The 17888-nt window shown below is 46.6% G+C and carries 17 protein-coding genes and 1 riboswitch; of the genes, 12 read left to right on the forward strand and 5 right to left on the reverse strand.

Features of this window, described 5'->3' with window-relative positions; genetic code table 11:
• Window positions 1–153: 153 nt before the first annotated feature.
• The 6 genes from MKZ12_RS09085 (at window position 154) to MKZ12_RS09110 (ending at window position 5513) form a co-directional block, all read left to right on the forward strand.
• Window positions 154–519 (forward strand): arsenate reductase family protein, encoded by a 366-nt coding sequence (locus MKZ12_RS09085; protein WP_339240850.1) that lies wholly within the window; start codon window positions 154–156, stop codon window positions 517–519.
• A gap of 138 nt (window positions 520–657) precedes the next feature.
• On the forward strand, window positions 658–1551 hold the full coding sequence (locus MKZ12_RS09090; protein WP_339240852.1) for a 5'-3' exonuclease H3TH domain-containing protein: 894 nt from the start codon (window positions 658–660) through the stop codon (window positions 1549–1551).
• Between the two features lie 5 nt (window positions 1552–1556).
• Window positions 1557–2663 carry a phosphodiester glycosidase family protein gene (locus MKZ12_RS09095; protein ID WP_339260039.1) on the forward strand — a complete coding sequence of 369 codons (1107 nt, stop codon included), beginning with the start codon at window positions 1557–1559 and terminating at the stop codon, window positions 2661–2663.
• A gap of 30 nt (window positions 2664–2693) precedes the next feature.
• Window positions 2694–3380, forward strand: a complete 687-nt coding sequence (locus MKZ12_RS09100) for an MOSC domain-containing protein (protein WP_339260040.1) — start codon at window positions 2694–2696, stop codon at window positions 3378–3380.
• Window positions 3381–3456: 76 nt separating this feature from the next.
• Entirely contained in the window at window positions 3457–4335 is an 879-nt protein-coding gene (locus MKZ12_RS09105; RefSeq protein WP_017689617.1) for an ROK family protein, read from the forward strand.
• 176 nt (window positions 4336–4511) lie between these two features.
• The gene (locus MKZ12_RS09110; RefSeq protein ID WP_339260042.1) at window positions 4512–5513 is read left to right on the forward strand and encodes an HRDC domain-containing protein; all 1002 of its coding nucleotides are present in this window, start codon (window positions 4512–4514) and stop codon (window positions 5511–5513) included.
• A 70-nt stretch (window positions 5514–5583) separates the two neighbouring features.
• Here the strand turns inward: MKZ12_RS09110 and corA are convergent, their stop codons facing one another.
• On the reverse strand, window positions 5584–6519 hold the full coding sequence (corA, locus tag MKZ12_RS09115) for a magnesium/cobalt transporter CorA (RefSeq protein ID WP_062833460.1): 936 nt from the start codon (window positions 6517–6519) through the stop codon (window positions 5584–5586).
• A gap of 451 nt (window positions 6520–6970) precedes the next feature.
• A riboswitch (SAM riboswitch) is annotated at window positions 6971–7094 on the forward strand.
• 235 nt (window positions 7095–7329) lie between these two features.
• Between corA and metA the strand changes: the two genes are divergently transcribed.
• The 6 genes from metA to MKZ12_RS09145 all read left to right on the forward strand — a co-directional run bounded on the left by metA (window position 7330) and on the right by MKZ12_RS09145 (window position 14223).
• The gene (gene metA, locus MKZ12_RS09120; RefSeq protein WP_339260044.1) at window positions 7330–8247 is read left to right on the forward strand and encodes a homoserine O-succinyltransferase; all 918 of its coding nucleotides are present in this window, start codon (window positions 7330–7332) and stop codon (window positions 8245–8247) included.
• A gap of 24 nt (window positions 8248–8271) precedes the next feature.
• Window positions 8272–9459: an aminotransferase class I/II-fold pyridoxal phosphate-dependent enzyme gene (locus MKZ12_RS09125; RefSeq protein ID WP_339260046.1), complete on the forward strand. Its 1188-nt coding sequence runs from the start codon at window positions 8272–8274 to the stop codon at window positions 9457–9459.
• On the forward strand, window positions 9456–10628 hold the full coding sequence (locus MKZ12_RS09130) for an aminotransferase class I/II-fold pyridoxal phosphate-dependent enzyme (protein ID WP_339240860.1): 1173 nt from the start codon (window positions 9456–9458) through the stop codon (window positions 10626–10628). Before MKZ12_RS09125 ends, MKZ12_RS09130 begins: the two co-directional genes overlap by 4 nt.
• A gap of 241 nt (window positions 10629–10869) precedes the next feature.
• Window positions 10870–12006: a cyclic dehypoxanthinyl futalosine synthase gene (gene mqnC, locus MKZ12_RS09135; protein WP_339240862.1), complete on the forward strand. Its 1137-nt coding sequence runs from the start codon at window positions 10870–10872 to the stop codon at window positions 12004–12006.
• Window positions 12007–12234: 228 nt separating this feature from the next.
• Entirely contained in the window at window positions 12235–13173 is a 939-nt protein-coding gene (locus tag MKZ12_RS09140; RefSeq protein ID WP_339260048.1) for an aldo/keto reductase, read from the forward strand.
• A 36-nt stretch (window positions 13174–13209) separates the two neighbouring features.
• Window positions 13210–14223 (forward strand): zinc-binding alcohol dehydrogenase family protein, encoded by a 1014-nt coding sequence (locus MKZ12_RS09145; RefSeq protein ID WP_339261357.1) that lies wholly within the window; start codon window positions 13210–13212, stop codon window positions 14221–14223.
• Between the two features lie 81 nt (window positions 14224–14304).
• Here the strand turns inward: MKZ12_RS09145 and MKZ12_RS09150 are convergent, their stop codons facing one another.
• The 4 genes from MKZ12_RS09150 to MKZ12_RS09165 form a co-directional block, all read right to left on the reverse strand.
• Window positions 14305–15210 (reverse strand): YitT family protein, encoded by a 906-nt coding sequence (locus MKZ12_RS09150; protein ID WP_339240865.1) that lies wholly within the window; start codon window positions 15208–15210, stop codon window positions 14305–14307.
• A 112-nt stretch (window positions 15211–15322) separates the two neighbouring features.
• Entirely contained in the window at window positions 15323–16561 is a 1239-nt protein-coding gene (locus tag MKZ12_RS09155) for a cation:proton antiporter (protein ID WP_339260050.1), read from the reverse strand.
• 4 nt (window positions 16562–16565) lie between these two features.
• Entirely contained in the window at window positions 16566–17060 is a 495-nt protein-coding gene (locus tag MKZ12_RS09160) for a cation:proton antiporter regulatory subunit (protein ID WP_091032736.1), read from the reverse strand.
• 303 nt (window positions 17061–17363) lie between these two features.
• Window positions 17364–17768 (reverse strand): hypothetical protein, encoded by a 405-nt coding sequence (locus MKZ12_RS09165; RefSeq protein ID WP_339240869.1) that lies wholly within the window; start codon window positions 17766–17768, stop codon window positions 17364–17366.
• Window positions 17769–17888: the final 120 nt, after the last annotated feature.

The raw sequence follows: 17888 nt of genomic DNA on the forward strand, positions 1-17888 counted from the left end.
AATGAGTGTTTTTGAACACATTCGCAAAAAATCAGTAAAATTACATGGCGATGGTATCGATTTGGAGCGACTTTTGGATTTGCGAAGCAAACCAAGGGAAGCGAGAAGTCGAAACCGGAGCCACACGAAACCGGAGCATTTGGAGGTAAATAAATGAGCAACTTAAAAGTATATCAATATGCCAAATGCGGCACATGCCGCAAAGCTGTAAAGTGGCTTGAAGCGCAAGGACATGAGTTGGAGCTAATCCCCATTTTTGACACACCACCATCAGAATCTGAACTAACAGAATTGATCCAGAAAAGCGGGCTCGAGGTGAAAAAGTTCTTTAATACGAGCGGGGAAGTGTACAAAGAACAACAATTGAAGGACAAGCTGCCAGGCATGTCCGCTGATGAACAGATTCGTTTGTTGGCTTCCAATGGTCGGTTGATCAAACGTCCGATCGTTACGGATGGAGAAAAGGTGACAGTTGGTTTCAAGGAAGAAACGTTCGAGCAGGAATGGAATAACGCATAAGCGTGCTGAATACCAGCCTTGAATTGTTCAAAATTCAGGGCTTTTTTGGCTGAACGATGGTTGGCGGAACTATGCTATAATGATAGAATTAGTTTCGTATTTTATATGCTAGATCAGGATAGGAGAGAACAAATTCAAGTGAATCAACGTAATGAACCTACTTTGTTGCTGGTGGACGGTATGGCGGTGTTGTTCCGTGCTTTTTATGCGACATCTGCAAGCGGATATATCAGACGTACAAAGGCAGGATTGCCTACCAACGCAGTCTACGGATTTATCCGTTATTTCTGGGATGCGGTTCAGACTTTTGGGCCAAGTCATGTCGTATGTTGTTGGGATATGGGCGGTAAGACGTTCCGCGGTGAAGAATATGCAGCCTACAAAGGCAACCGGTCTGAAGCTCCGGATGACCTGATTCCCCAGTTCGCCCTGATTCGTGAAGTCATGGATAGCCTGGGTATTCCGAATATAGGTGCACAAGGATTCGAAGCTGACGATTGCATCGGGACGCTTGCTAAGTATTATACCGAAGAGACAGATATGAATGTTATGGTACTGACGGGTGACCACGACATGTTGCAACTGATTAATGATCGCACGAGTATCATTATTATGAAAAAAGGCCATGGCAACTACATGGTGTACAATCCTGAAACGCTCATGGCAGAGAAACAACTGACACCTCGTCAAGTCATTGACATGAAGGGTCTGATGGGAGATGCCAGTGACAACTATCCCGGAGTACGGGGAATTGGTGAGAAAACAGCGTTGAAGCTTGTACAGGAATATGGCTCCATTGAAGGGATTTTGAGCAACATGGATAAACTGACCCCTTCGGTGCGTAACAAGATTGAGAATGATCTGGACATGCTTCATCTGTCCCGCAAACTGGCAGAGATTCATTGTGCTGTTCCGGTTGCCTGTGCGCTGGATATCTGTGAATTGCGTCTTGATCCGGATATGGTGATGGACAAGTTTGAACAACTTGAGATGAAGAGCCTCGGCTCTTGGATGGGAGTGGCAATAGGGTGAGCAACATGAAGAACGTACGATCAGGCAAAAAGTGGTGGACAGGGGCTATGGCCCTCCTCCTGGCCTTGCCAATAATTCTTTCGGGAGCAGTAAGTGCGCCACAGACAGTGGATGCCAAAGCAGCAATTAGCACCAAAGTACAGAAAGTAAAAGCAGCAGGACGTAATTTTACCGTACAGACCGTTTCGATTCCGAAGGGAACACCGGTTACCGTGGGACTCGCGAAGAAGCAAGTTGGCCAGACGGCTACATTGCCATCGATTGTGAAAGCCTATGGTGCACAAGCAGCCATTAATGGAGCATTTTTCGAAGCATATAATGGAGCACCAGATCCATACGGCATGTTAATAGCAAATGGTAAGGTCATACATATTGGAAGATACGGAACATCCATCGGATTTAAGGAAGATGGCTCGGCGATCATGGATTCACTTCAGGTGAGTTTGACAGGTAAAGTAACAGATACAAAAGGCAAATCACGCAGTTGGTATGCGACATTTATTAATCGAACACCCTCTGCGAATGCAAGCATTACGATGCTGTATACACCTGAACGAGGTGCGACAGTCGGGTTCAAAGGTGGTACTGCAGTAGTCATGGAGAAAGGCATCGTGACCAAAAAAGTCCCTAACACCAATGTAGCCATTCCTAAGAATGGCTCTGTGCTGGTCTTCACAGGCAACCAAAAGTCCTCTTCAGATCGTTTCACCGTTGGCTCAACCGTAGAAATGAATTACAAATATACGAACGCAGCAGGTAAAGAGATTCCTTGGCAAGATGTGGTGACCGCTGTGGGAGCAGGTCCGCGTCTGGTGAAAGACGGCAAGGTAGCTGTAAATCCGACGAGTGAAGGTTTCAAGGATGCCAAGATTCTTAATGCTTCCGGAGCCAGAAGTGGTATCGCAATCATGGCGGACGGTTCTGTTATGCTGGCTACCGTTTCCGGAGCAACAATCAAGGAGTGGGCAGCTGTGATGCAAAAGCTTGGGGCGAAGCAGGCCATGAATCTGGATGGTGGCGCATCTTCAGGCATGTACGCCGGGGGCAAAATGCTGACCTCACCAGGTCGACTTTTGAGTAATACACTCGTATTTGGTGGCTCTGTTCGTTAAAAGAAAGTGATTATGGGAGGGATGACGCAAATGACACTCACATCTGATCGAAAGCCAGAGGAGGGTAGTACAGCTGTTCTGGCCATCAATGTAGGACTGCCGCAACCGCTCTCTGGGCAGAAGCGTGAAGTGCTGAGCGGCATTGTGAAACACCCTGTATCCGACGCGGTTTTCCTGTCATTCACTGGAATGACAGGGGATGCGCAGGCGGATCTGGTGCATCATGGAGGCCCTGACAAGGCCGTTTGTGTATACGATTACAGTCGTTATCCGGAGCTGGAACAGTTGATGGATCGCAAGCTGGACTGGGGAGCTTGTGGAGAAAATCTGACGGTTGAAGGCTGTGCCGAAGAAGTCGTTCGGATTGGTGATGTCTACGAGTTGGGCGAAGCCACAGTGCAGGTCAGTCAGCCCAGACAACCTTGCTTCAAGCTGGGCGCGCGGTATGATTATAAGGAACTGCCTGTATATTTTCAGGAGAGTGGATATACCGGCTTTTACTTTCGTGTCCTGCAAGAAGGTGAGGTAAGGCCTTCATCGACATTTCGACGGATCAGCACCGATCCTGCATCAATGACCGTTCTTGAAGCCAATCGAATTATGCATCAGGGGAAAGAAAATGTCGAAGGTATCCAGGCGCTGCTGGCCATTTCTGCGCTGTCAGACAGCTGGAGGCAGACGTTAATGAAACGATTGTCCAAGCTGGAGAACAAGTAGCAGGATAACTATAGTGTCATCAAGTAAAGCACGAAAAATGATTTCCTTTTTAAACTAACTTGGGAGTGTGACTAACATGACGATCTTAGGCGCAATTGAAGCAGGCGGAACCAAATTTGTATGTGGTATTGGCACAGAAAACGGAGAAGTTCTGGAACGCGTAAGTTTTCCAACAACAACACCGGAAGAGACAATGGCTCAAGTGATTTCGTTTTTTGAAGGCAAAGGCATTGAAGCTCTGGGCGTAGGTTCATTTGGTCCGATTGATCCGATTGAAGGAAGCCCGACGTATGGCTATATCACAACAACACCGAAGCCACATTGGGGACAATATAACGTGATTGGCAAGCTCAAGGAGCATTTTGATGTACCGATGACATTTGATACGGATGTGAATGGTGCGGCACTTGGAGAAGCAACCTGGGGCGCTGCACAAGGTCTTGAGAGCTGTCTGTATATCACGGTGGGTACAGGTATTGGTGCAGGTGCTGTAGTTGGCGGTAAAATGGTCCATGGATTGTCACATCCAGAGATGGGACATATCATTGTACGCAGACATCCGGAGGATACATACGAAGGTTTCTGTCCGTATCATGGCGACTGTCTCGAAGGCCTTGCAGCAGGTCCAGCCATTAACAAACGTTGGGAGCAACCGGCTTATGAACTGCCTGCAGATCATAAAGCATGGGAGATTGAAGCACATTATCTGGCACATGCACTGATGAATTATGTTCTCATTCTCTCTCCACAGAAAATCGTAATGGGTGGCGGAGTAATGAAGCAGGAGCATCTGTTCCCGATGGTTCGTAGCAAACTGCAGGAATTGCTGGCTGGATATGTTCAGCATCCCGCACTTCAATCCGAGATTGACCAGTATGTTGTTTCACCGGGACTTGGTGACAATGCGGGACTATGTGGTTCGCTGGCGCTTGCCAAACTGGCATTAAATAAGTAGATCAATAAGGGATTGACGAATTTTACCATTGTGGTATGATATGGGCAACAGCATAGTACGGTTAATGAGGAAGCACCTCTCTTGCATGGATTTTGCAGGAGAGGTGTTTTTTTGTGCTGCCTTTAGGTAGTGTAGCTAACCCGTTTAGGCTGATATGTTAAAGGGAGGGAACGGAGATGGAAGTCATTTTCATGAACAGATTGTCCAGAATGTCAGATCAGAATGCAGAGTATGCACAGCTATGGATTGGGGAAGAGGAAGATGGTTGGCAGCTGGGATGGAGTCGCTACGAGGAAGGAGAACGTGAGGACAGCATCTGGTATGAAGGGACTTCTTGGGAGGAACTGCTTCATATTTATCGTCATCAGCTCGCCATACAGATGAGTGAGGGATACCGACCGCAGTTACAGGGGTTATTTCATGAGAATGATGATTTGAAGTTACGCAGTTATGGTGGGCAGCGACTCCATTGCTACAGTGAGTTATACGGCAATGAGCAGTTATATACGGATTTGTGCGCCTGGCGTAGAAAGAGAGCCGTGTCTGACCGGAAGGCACCGTATTTTATTGCAACGAATCGTCTGCTGCGTTTGATCAGTGCCTTTGTGCCGCAATCGATGGATGAACTGATGCAATTGCCGGGCGTAGGGGAGAGCAAAGCGACCGACTATGGTGCGGAATGGATGGAGATTACGAACGGGTTGGAGCGTTCAACGACATTCCCGCTGGAATGGGTGTACACGGCGCTGAAGGAAGAAGAGTATGAGAACTGGTTATACAAGCAGAGAGAGCAGAAGTACAAACAGGAACTTGATAAGTTCACCACGCGCAAGCAGGTGCTCGAAGGCATGAAGGAAGGGCATACGTTAGAAGAAATCGTTAATCGATCCGGATTATCCCGACGCGAGTTGATTGAGCTGTTAGAGGCACTGGATCTCGAAGGTTATGACACCGATTGCCTTCTTGATGTGGAGCTTGCTGTGATGCCAGAGAACGAACAAGAGGCTGTATGGAGTGCATATGAGGAGCTGGGAGATACGTTCCTGAAGCCAGTATTACATAAGGTGTATGGAGCGGAGAAGCCCGACGGAGGAAGTCTGGAGCAGGTCTATGAAAAACTGCGCATGATTCGCATCCGCTTCCGTCGGCATGCAGAGACAGAGCGGAATGTAAGTTAGTTGCAGGGTATAGAAAAAGACGACGCGTTCCTCCAAGAGGAGCGCATCGTCTTTGTTATTTCATACGAGTTCATACCCAGTCTTTTTTGCGGAAAATGAAGAACATGCTCAGGCCCAGTGTAACCATCAGGCCAATTACAACAAAATAGCTGTATTTCCAGTTAAGCTCGGGCATATTCGTAAAGTTCATACCGTATATTCCGGTAATAACCGTCAGCGGCATGAAGACCGTGGTAATGGCGGTAAACACACGCATGATCTCATTCGCCCGGTTCGCTATACTGGATTGGTAGGCTTCTCGCAAGTTGCCCATCAGGTCGCGATAAGTCTCAAAGGTTTCCGATATTTTTACGGCATTTTCATAGATGTCACTGAAATACTTTTGCAGTTGATCATCGATGAGACGCAGATCTTTTTTGTTCAGTGTGTTAATGACCTCTTTCTGAGGTCCAAGGACTTTTTTCAGCCACAGAATCTCACTGCGCAGCCCGATGATTTCATTCAGATGTGACTTTTTGGTATGCATCAGAATGTCTTCCTCAAGCTTCTCAATCCGTGCTTCAATTCGGTCACCTACGGTGAAATAATTATCAACAATCAAGTCAACCAGCAAATAGAGCAGACGATCCGGTGTACTGATTTCCTGTTCCCACAGGATTGGTTTCAGTGTGCGCAATTCGCTGACCTTTTGCTTCGTAACACTAATAATAAAATGTCTGCCAAGGAACAAGTTGACTGCACGCAGAAAAATCTCTTCATCATCGAAACGTATGCTATTGATTACAATAAAATAATGGTTCTCATAAATTTCAATCTTCGGACGTTGTTCTTCGTCACTAAGACAGTCTTCCACAGCCAGATCATGCATCAAGAACAGCGGCTGAAGTACCGCCAAATCGTCTACGTCTGCATCAATCCAGTAAAATCCTTCCGCTGGTGGAGTCAGCGCCTGCTGAATGTCGTCCACCGGAATAAATACACCGTTGTTTACCAACCGGATTTTCATCGTTAATCTACTCCTTCTGCACCCGCCAACTTGGCGGATATTATCATTATGGGCGCAAAAAGAACAAATCAGCCGGTCGGCAGCGGAGCCTGGAGATCAGGGCTGCGTTCACTATATGATCAAACGGAAGTCACGTCCCGCTGCCGGCATGCTGATGTCAATTCTCTATGCAGTTTGTCGGAATTCGGCTGCCAGTCAGGCCTCGGGTCGCCATCCATTTAATATGTCACCTCTCACATAAGGGTTTATAACACCTTGTTTAGTATACCGCTGGTACAAGGTGCTTTCAAGCGCAAAAATGTGTCTATTTCGCGCCCTGAGGCAGTGTATGACAACGGATGAAGAACGGTTCCGATCTGGACAGCAGACAGAGAACTGCACCTTGACGTAAGGGCATTAATGTAATAAAGTAGACGGTGAACCATATTAAATTACAATCTAATACAGCGAAATCTTATCAAGAGTAGGTGGAGGGACTGGCCCGATGAAACCCGGCAACCGGCGGTATACCGCACGGTGCTAATTCTTGCAGCGACCTAGTGTCAAGTGGCACTGTTGTAACTGAGAGATGAGAGAGGCGCATATCTATTTACATATGACCTTTCTCGAAATCCGAGGAAGGTCTTTGTCATATGCCCCGACTTCTCAGCAGTGATTTTCGCTAAGGAACTTGAGGTTGTTTGTAACGTTGGATGAAAGAGCAATTCAATGTTTTTACAAGCTCAAGGCAGTCTGTCACTGTATTGATATGAAGACATCAAGCCAGTGGCAGTTGCATCTATCTATGCACAAGGAGGAGTTAGACTTACCATGCCAATCAAAATTCCGGATACTTTACCAGCAAAAGAAGTACTTGAAGGAGAGAATATCTTCGTCATGGATGAAACTTCTGCATACCAGCAGGATATTCGTCCACTCCGTATCGCTATATTAAACCTGATGCCGACAAAGGAAACGACCGAAACACAATTGCTTCGTCTGGTCGGAAACACGCCTATTCAGGTGGATGTTGTTCTCGTACATCCCAAATCCCATACGTCGAAGAATACGTCTCAGGAGTATTTGGATCTGTTCTACAAAACCTTTGACGAGATTGAACACCGCCGTTTCGATGGCATGATTATTACGGGTGCCCCGGTGGAACAGATGGATTTCGAAGACGTGAACTATTGGAATGAGATCCAGGAGATCTTCGAATGGACCAAAACCAATGTGACTTCAACCCTCCACATATGTTGGGCTTCCCAAGCAGGTTTATACCATCATTTTGATGTGCCGAAAGTACCACTTGATGAAAAGTGCTTTGGTGTTTTCCCACATACGATCAATAAACCACATGTTCCATTGTTGCGTGGATTTGATGAAGTATTCAACGTTCCACATTCCCGTCATACGGAAGTGAGACGCGAAGATATTGAAAAGAATGAAAATTTAGAGATTTTGGCTGAATCCGAGGAAGCGGGTATCTTCCTGGTTGCGACCAAAGACGGCAAACAAATTTTTGCCACAGGTCATGCCGAGTACGACCCGTTCTCATTAAAGTGGGAGTATGACCGGGATGTAGCCAGAGGATTGGATATTGCATTGCCTAGACACTATTATCCGAATAACGATCCTTCCCGTGTGCCACCGGCTACCTGGCGCGCTCATGCCAACTTATTATTCTCTAACTGGCTCAATTACTATGTGTATCAAGAAACACCTTACGATATTGGCCCGCAAATCTAATCGAGATTACAGGAGGATGCAGCAATGGAAGACAACAACAAGTTGAAAATCGAAAGCCGCTTAGCACAAATAGGGTCCATCAATGAACCGGTAACAGGCGCCATTAACTTTCCGATCTATCAATCCACTGCGTTTCGCCACCCGAAGCTAGGACAAAGCACGGGGTTTGATTATATTCGTACGACGAATCCAACCCGTAAAGTGTTGGAAGAAGCGGCTGCAGCGCTGGAGTCCGGTGATGCAGGGTTTGCCTGTAGCTCGGGTATGGCCGCCCTGCAAACGATTTTTGCCATGTTTGGTCAAGGAGATCATCTTATAGTATCGCTGGATCTGTATGGTGGGACCTATCGCCTGCTCGAACGCATTTTGTCCCGTTTCGGTGTAACCGCAAGTTATGTGGACACGAATGACCTGGCAGCACTGGAGAAGGTTCGTCAGCCAAATACCAAAGCCGTATTTATTGAGACACCTACCAATCCATTGATGATGATCACAGATGTGGAAGCCGTTGCTTCCTGGGCGAAAAAGTACAACCTGTTGACCATTGTTGACAACACGTTGTTGACTCCATTTTTCCAACGTCCGATTGAACTGGGTGCCGATATCATCATTCATAGCGCTACCAAATATCTGGGCGGACACAATGATGTGCTGGCCGGACTAATTATAACCAAGGGTGAGGCATTATCTGCAGAGATGGCGTTCCTGCATAATTCCATTGGAGCGGTATTGTCTCCAAGCGACTCCTACCAGTTGATGAAAGGCATGAAAACGCTGGCTCTTCGCATGGAGCGTCATGAATACAATGCGCTTACCATTGCCAAATACTTGCTTGAGCATCCAGCGGTGGGTGAAGTGTATCATCCAGGCCTGTTCGATCATCCGGGGTATGAGGTGCAGAATAAACAATCCACCGGTAACACAGGAATCTTCTCTTTTAAAGTGAAGGATGCACGTTACGTTGAACCATTGCTGCGTCATATCAAACTGATTGCTTTTGCCGAAAGTCTCGGTGGAGTGGAATCACTCATGACCTACCCAGCGGTACAAACGCATGCGGATATTCCGCTTGAAATCCGTGATGCCGTAGGTGTAGATGACCGACTGCTCCGGTTCTCTGTAGGCATTGAACATGCGGATGATCTGATTGCAGATCTTGGCAATGCTCTGACAGCTGCACAACAGGAAGTTGAAGGAGGCGTGCACTCATGAGTGAGTCCAACAACAAGCCCAATTCTGAATTGAAATTTGATACCAAATTGCTTCATTTTGGTGATGAAATTGACAAAACAACTGGAGCCTCCAGTGTACCGATCTATCAAGCCTCAACCTTCCATCATTTTGATATCTTCAATCCACCTCAACATGATTACAGTCGTTCGGGTAATCCGACACGTCAGGCTCTGGAAGATTACATCACACTGCTGGAGGGCGGAGCGCGAGGATTCGCCTATTCATCGGGGATGGCTGCGATCTCCAGCGTCTTCATGATGTTCTCCGCAGGGGATCACATGATTGTAACGGAAGATGTATATGGAGGCACGTATCGGTTGCTTACTTCCATATTAAGCCGTATGCAGATTGAGACGACCTTTGTGGACATGACCAATATAGATGAAGTAAAAGCGGCGCTCAAGCCGAACACCAAGGCAGTTTATATGGAAACACCGTCCAACCCTACTTTGCGTATTACGGATATCGCTGCCGTAACTGACTGGTCGAAGGAACATGACCTGATCACGATTCTGGATAACACCTTTATGACACCGTACTATCAGCGTCCAATTGAGCTTGGTGTGGATATCGTCGTACATAGTGCTACCAAGTTCCTAGGGGGGCATAGTGATGTGCTGGCAGGCTTAGCAGTTGCTCGCACGGAATCACTTGGCGTACAACTGAAACAGTTGCAAAATGGACTTGGAACTGTACTCGGGGCACAAGAATCCTGGCTTCTGATGCGCGGGATGAAAACCTTGGGGGCTCGTATGGCTCATAGTGAACGGAGTACAGCCAGACTTGCGGCATGGCTTAATGAGCGCAGTGATATTACCGCTGTCTTTTACCCTGGACTGGAGGATCATCCGGGCCGCGAGGCACATGAGCGCCAGTCAACAGGATATGGAGCTGTCGTTTCATTTGACGTCGGTTCAGGAGATCGTGCAAAAGCAGTTCTTAACCGGGTGAAGCTACCCATTGTTGCTGTAAGCCTGGGAGCTGTCGAGAGTATTCTGTCCTACCCAGCGATGATGTCTCATGCAGCAATGCCGGCTGAGGTTCGCCGGGACCGTGGCATTACAGACGGGTTGCTGCGTTTCTCGGTAGGTCTGGAAGATATCGAAGATCTGATTGTAGATTTGGAACAAGCACTTCAGGAATCCTAACAAAAGGGAGTGTCCAAATACCCTTATGAGTATCACTTAAGTTCGGATAAATTCCATTCCATATGTAAAAATTTTTACTTATTTTTAAAGCACCTGTACATAAGGTGCTTTTTTTCACATGTAACCTGTGTTACGATATGTGGAGTACAGAAATGCGATGTTGCCACCAGAACTTGCTTCTTTTGAACAAGTTGGGACGGATCGTTATATAATTTCTCTTCATGAGGGAGGCTTTTTTACGATGAGTACGGTAGACCGTATCTTAGATAAAGCCCTTCGGGGCGAACGTTTGGACTTGGAAGACACGATTCAGTTATTTGAATCCAATGAAGTGGACAAAATCGGGGCAGCTGCTAATGTCGTTATGAAACGCATGCACCCTGAGCCATACAGAACATTTGTAATTGGGCGTAACGTCAACTACACGAACGTGTGTGATGTGTACTGCCGTTTTTGTGCTTTCTACCGCAGACCTGGTTCAGATGAAGGTTATGTGCTTCCAGATGAAGTTATTTTCCAGAAGATTCAGGAAACGGAAGATGTGAATGGTACCGAAATTTTGATGCAAGGTGGAACGAATCCAAACTTGCCTTTCAGCTATTATACAGACCTGTTGAAAGCCATCAAGGAGCGTTTCCCGAACATCACGATGCACTCGTTCTCACCTGCTGAGATTATGAAAATGGTTGAAGTCTCCGATGGCCTTACATTGGAAGAGGTTGTTCGTGCTATACACGAAGCTGGACTGGATTCCTTGCCTGGCGGCGGCGCTGAAATTCTGGATGACCGTACACGCCGGAAAATCAGCCGTTTGAAAGGTTCATGGCGGGATTGGATGGACGTTATGCAAACTGCACACCGCATCGGCATGAATACCACGGCAACGATGGTTATCGGCCTTGGTGAATCGATGGAAGAGCGTGCTTTACACTTGCTCCGTGTACGTGAAGCTCAGGATGAATGTATTGCGAACAAGTATGATTCCGAAGGTTTCCTGGCGTTCATTCCTTGGACTTTCCAGCCAGACAATACCAACCTTAAGCTGGAGCGTCAGACGCCGGAAGAGTACTTGAAGACTGTAGCCATCAGCCGACTGGTGCTTGATAATATTAAGAACATTCAATCCTCTTGGGTAACCATGGGTCCTGAGATCGGTAAGAAGTCGCTTGAATTTGGATGTAATGACTTCGGCAGCACCATGATTGAAGAGAACGTTGTATCTGCTGCGGGTGCAACTTACAAAGTGAACATTGAATCCATTTTACGTTTGATTCGAGAGGCCGGTTATATCCCCGCACAACGTAACACCCGTTACGACATCTTGCGCATGTTCGATGAAGAGAATACCGTGCATGAAGATTTCGTAATGCAGAACTAATTATAATATTTGTATACCACTTCTATATATGCTGATCGTTAGATGAGTATTTATGAAGCAAGCCCGCTGATTACTCCGTCTGGAGGAACGGCGGGCTTTTTGATTTTTTCTGGAGATTGAGGTCATTAAACAGTACATGTTACGCAATTGGCGATATTTTATATTGTAATTGAACTGTTACAATGAAAAGGAACTTGTGTAGTCAGACATGTTGGAAGGGGCAAACCAATGAAGAGAAGAACACTTGGAAAGACCGAACTGGACGTTCCTGTATTGAGCTTTGGAGCATCCTCACTTGGCTCTGTATTTCGTGACATTGACCGGGAAGAGGGAATTCGCACTGTACATGCTGCTGTAGATGCCGGAATGAATTACATAGACGTTTCGCCTTATTATGGATTGACAAAGGCAGAGACGGTGTTGGGTGAGGCTATCCGCAGCTTGCCGCGCAGTTCATATATGTTATCAACCAAAGCCGGACGGTATGGGGAAAATGAGTTTGATTTTTCACGTAAGCGTATTCAGGATAGTGTACAAGAGAGCCTCAAGCGATTGCATACCGATTATATTGATATTTTGTTCCTGCATGATATTGAATTTGTGCCAGCAAAAATAATTATTGAAGAAGCTTTTCCAACGTTGCTACATCTGAAAGAACAGGGAGTTATTCGTCATGCGGGCATTTGCGGATTACCCTTGCCATTGTTCGAGAAGGTTCTGCCACAGATTAATGCGGATGCAATCATCTCGTATTGTCATTATTCATTGAACGATACCTCATTGTTATCTTTGTTGCCTTTGTTGGAAAAGAAAGAAATTGGCCTCGTGAATGCTTCGCCTCTTTCTATGGGCTTGTTAAGCACCCGAGGTGCTCCTGCTTGGCATCCGGCAGGTGAACGGGTGAAGAAGCTCTGTCTGGAGGCTGCACAATTCTGTGCAGATCAAGGCAGTGACATTGCCAAGCTGGCCGTGCAATTTTCCACGTCGAATGAACGTATTCCAACTACACTGGTGAGCAGTGCTAACCAGCGTAATATCGTCAATAACGCAGCCTGGATCGAGGAACCGATAGATCAAGGGCTGCTGGATGAAGTGCTGCGCATATTGGCTCCATTGCATAATGAGACGTGGTCAAGCGGGCGTCCTGAATATAATGCGGAGTTATAACAACATGACATTAGAAACATTCAAGGGGGAACAATGATGAGAGCCATTGTGTGTGAAGAAATAGATCGTCTAGAGCTGCAAGACCTGCCTCAACCGGAACGTGCAGAAGGGGAGGCGCTGGTTGCGATAAGGCGGATTGGAATCTGTGGAACAGATCTGCATGCATATAAAGGCAATCAGCCATTCTTTACCTATCCTCGCGTGCTGGGTCATGAACTGGCGGGTGTTATTGAAGAGATCGGTCCGAACGATGCAGGGCTACGTCCAGGGGATCAGGTAAGCATTATTCCATATCTGCATTGCGGTCATTGTATTGCTTGTCGCAATGGAAAAACCAATTGTTGTGTGTCCATGCAAGTCATGGGCGTCCATGTAGACGGAGGCATGAGAGAAAGAATCAGCGTGCCGGTCTCACATCTGCTTTCAGCAGAAGGTTTGACACTGGATGAGACCGCAATGGTAGAACCCTTAAGCATTGGAGCCCATGCGGTCAGGAGAGCGGGAATTAAGCCTGGTGAGCATGTAGTTGTGATTGGAGCTGGCCCGATTGGGCTTGGCGTCATGGCATTTGCCAAACAAGCAGGTGCCCATGTTATTGCCGTTGACCGTAACCTGGACAGGCTCGAGCTTAGCCGGACTTGGGCTGGAGCGGATGAATTGGTACAGGCCAATGAACAGGCTGTACAACAAGTGGCTGAAATTACGGGAGGCGACTATGCTACAGCGGTCTTCGACGCAACCGGTAACGTGAATTCCATGAATGAGGCCATTCAATATGTGGCGCACAGTGGTCAACTCATTTTCGTCGGACTGGTGAAAGCGGATATTACTTTCCATGATCCTGAGTTTCACAAGCGGGAGATGAGCATGCTGGGCAGCCGAAACGCAACCCGTGAAGATTTTGAACAAGTCTTGTCAACCCTGCGTCAAAAGAAATTAAGTATGAATGGTTATATCACACACCGAGTGGAGTTTGATGAGTTACCTGCTACAATCGACCAATGGCTCTTGCCAGATTCACATGTAGTCAAAGCCATCGTTGAGCTATAATCACAAGTAAATCGGATAACAGAAAAAAACGCTCTCTGACCTTGGTGGACAATACCATCCATAGGGAAAGAGAGCGTTTTTTTATTTGTCCGGATTGGTCATAATGCCCGCATGCGGATCAATGTGACGCACAATGGACTTCAACCAGACCATCTCCAGAACATGTACCTCATAATAAAGTGCACCGGGGATCTGTCTGATCCATCCTTCTGTCATCGCGAGTTGTGTTGAGTCAGAAGTGGCTTCCAGCGTTCCAGGTTCACGGCGTAGCCGTTTGCGTACAGCTTTTTCAACCTGAGAGCTTTGTGTGGTCAAAATGCATACTTTACGTTTGGAAGAGAAACCCCTGAACGCAATGTAGACCATTTCATAAGCAATAAGGTAGGCGATTACGGAATACATCGCTTGGTCCCAGCCAAAGACAACACCTGCGGCTGTCAGTATTAACAAGTTAAGCAGCATGATTATTTTTTCGATAAGCATCCGTTTTCCGCTAAATACACGTTCAGGTGGGCGGGAAGAGGGATCACCGATTTCTAGCGTATCCAGTGTCCCGCCGTACCGCACGACGAGCCCAATTCCAAGTCCGAGACATAATCCGCCAAACATGGCGGCAGCCAGCGGGTGCTCTACAAGTGGCGGCATGGGATGAAGCACAATGGCACCGATCGAAAAGACAACCAGACCCAGCACAGTAACCAATACAAATTTCTTCTTCACAATCTTGTAGGACAGAAATATGAAGGGAACATTGAATAAAAATAGGAATAATCCAATCCTCATTTCCGTCCAGTGGGCGAAGAGGGAGGAAATGCCTGTAATGCCTCCAATAATGATCTTATTGGGATGTAAGAACAATTCAAGTCCCACGGAGGCCAGAATTCCACCCATAATCACGAGCAATAGGTTTAACCAGCGGCGGGTGGATGATATTCTGGTCTTGGCGGTGGCTGGCACCGGATTAGCCGATATCAGAGGTGCTTTCATAGGTCATCCTCCTTTGTGCGGCTTTCGAGCCATTCTCCCTGGGTTAGTCACAGAAAGACCGGCGCAGAGCCGCGAAGTACGATCGTATGTCTGTTCTGCACAGACATAGGTATTACACTTCTTTCTGCAGTACCTTTGGTTCTTCTTTCTTTTTCCGAGGATCTTTGAACTTGAATATTTTATCCAATATACGGAATACATGTTTGGACTCTTTGGTTAATAAAGGCCCCAGAATGGCCAGAATTAGGACATACAGTGCGGCAAACGGTTGAATCATTGGCAGCAGCCCTCCGGCTTTACCCATGTTGGCCAAGATGATGGAAAATTCACCTCGTGACACAATGGTTAATCCAATATTGGCCGATGCTTTGGGCGATAGGCCTGCACTGCGACCGGCCATCATGCCTGCAAGGAAGTTACCGAACAATGTAATAACAACTGCAATCAGAGCTAACCATACGGCTTCGCCACCCAGAGACAACGGATCAATGGACAGTCCGAAGCTGAAGAAGAAGATGGCTCCGAAGAAGTCACGGAACGGCAGAATCAAGTGCTCAATCCGTTTCGCGTGTTCTGTTTCAGCAAGCACCAGTCCAACCAATAATGCACCGATCGCTTCGGCAACATGAATGGTCTCAGAGAAGCCGGCTACGAGGAACAAAGCTCCGAATACAACAAGAGAGAATAGCTCATTCGATCGTATTTTAAGCAACTTGTTTAGTAGCGGCGTTGCTTTGCGTCCAAGAATTATGACGATAAGCATGAATCCGAGGGCAATAAGTGCGGACATGAGCACGCCTCCGATGGAGGATGAATCACTAAGCACAAGTCCGGACAAGATCGAGATATATACAGCGAGGAATACATCTTCGAACATGATAATACCCAATATCATCTCTGTTTCCGGATTGGCTGTTCGTTTCAAATCAACGAGTACCTTGGCCACGATCGCACTGGAAGAGATGGTAGTTATACCTGCGATAATAAGTGCTTCTGCAACTGGGAAACCGGACATAAAACCGAATATTAATCCCAGCGTAAAGTTAATTCCGATATAGATCGAGCCGCCAACTGCAATAGAGCGACCCGATTTAATTAAACGACCTACCGAGAATTCAAGTCCGAGGTAGAAGAGAAGAAACAGAATACCGATCCGACCCATGAAATCAATAAAAGGCTGGCTTTCAATGAAGCGGAAGTCCAGATGCCAGATTTTCATGGCATGTGGCCCAACGGCCATCCCGATCAGAATATAAAACGGAACGACCGAAAATCTTAGTTTTGCTGATAAAAGGCCGGCTGCCGCAATGAGCACAAGGGCCAGACCTACTTCGAATATCAGATGATCCATCTATTTACCCCCTTCCAGTCAGGAGGAGGGATTTAAACAGTTTCTGCTGATTGCGTTCGCCAACGGCTACTACCGTGGATTCTGCACTGATAACTACCTCCGGACCTGGGCTGATGTGTTTTTTGTGATTTTTTTCTACAACGGCAATAACCGTCGCCCCAGAGTTTTGACGTACATCCAATTCACCGATGGATTTGCCGATACATCCGAAGGATGGTTCGATTTTGTACCACTCGATAATCAGGTCGTCAAACGTGACTTCAATATTTTCAAGCTGCTTTGGCTTGTAAGTTAATCCACCTACAATAGCAGCAATTTGTCGTGCTTCGTAATCGTCAAGTGTGATCATCGAGATGCTTTGATCGGGATCATCATACTCGAAGTGGTACATTTCCCGGCGACCGTCATCGTGAATAATAATGACAATTTTATCACCGCTGCTTGTTTCAATCTGAAATTTTTTGCCGATCCCCGGCAAGTCTGTTTCGCGTACATCCATGGTTGTTGCCTCCTTATAATTAGGGGCTGGCCACAGAAGACAGGCTTATTTCCCGAAAATGTATAATCTGCTGCTCTAGGGAACATCAAAAGATGCGGGTAAACAGAGCCAGAAATTCCTGACACAGCCATATGATTTGAATTTGTAAGTGTGGGTACAACAAAAATAGGTTCGTTCGTTAAGGCGATAAACATCGCTTTGTATCTAACGTGTGCAATAAGGGTTATAAGATATGCACAAGCGCACCGTCTTTAATACAGAGGTGTCTCCATGCAAAAGCAACCTGTAAATACGTCGTAACGGCTACTGAAGAGCGTTCACGTATTTTGGTGCTATAGGGGTGAGGGATACATACATACTGGTGAACTTAATAGGTAGCAGAAATAATCTGCGTTTAAACAGACAATACCACGGTTTAAAGGACAGACCCGTTGTAGGGATTCGCAGCATTAATAACAATGCGAGGACAAGAAAGACAGGCTTATTATGCGTAACCGCAATCAGCTTGGTCATGACTTGTGGATATTTGCGAATAACAGGTTTCTGCTGGATTTCGGGTATTTGCAACAGCACTTCCTTGTTGGAAGTTGCTTCAACAGATACCCCAACAGCAGATTCGGACTGCGTCGGAATAGGGAAGCACAAGGCTTGGAAAACGCACAAAATGATAATGATCGTGTAGTGGAGTATTCTAGGTTGTTGTCGCATTTTGGCTTCCCTCCTTTTCCGTGAAACATACTGTTATTAAAATAATAACACATTTTTGTCTTAACTCCAAACCTCTTCATAATATACTGAGAAATCATGACACGCTTTCCATCAATCCGC

This window comes from Paenibacillus sp. FSL R5-0713, from assembly GCF_037973325.1.
Lineage (GTDB): Bacteria > Bacillota > Bacilli > Paenibacillales > Paenibacillaceae > Paenibacillus.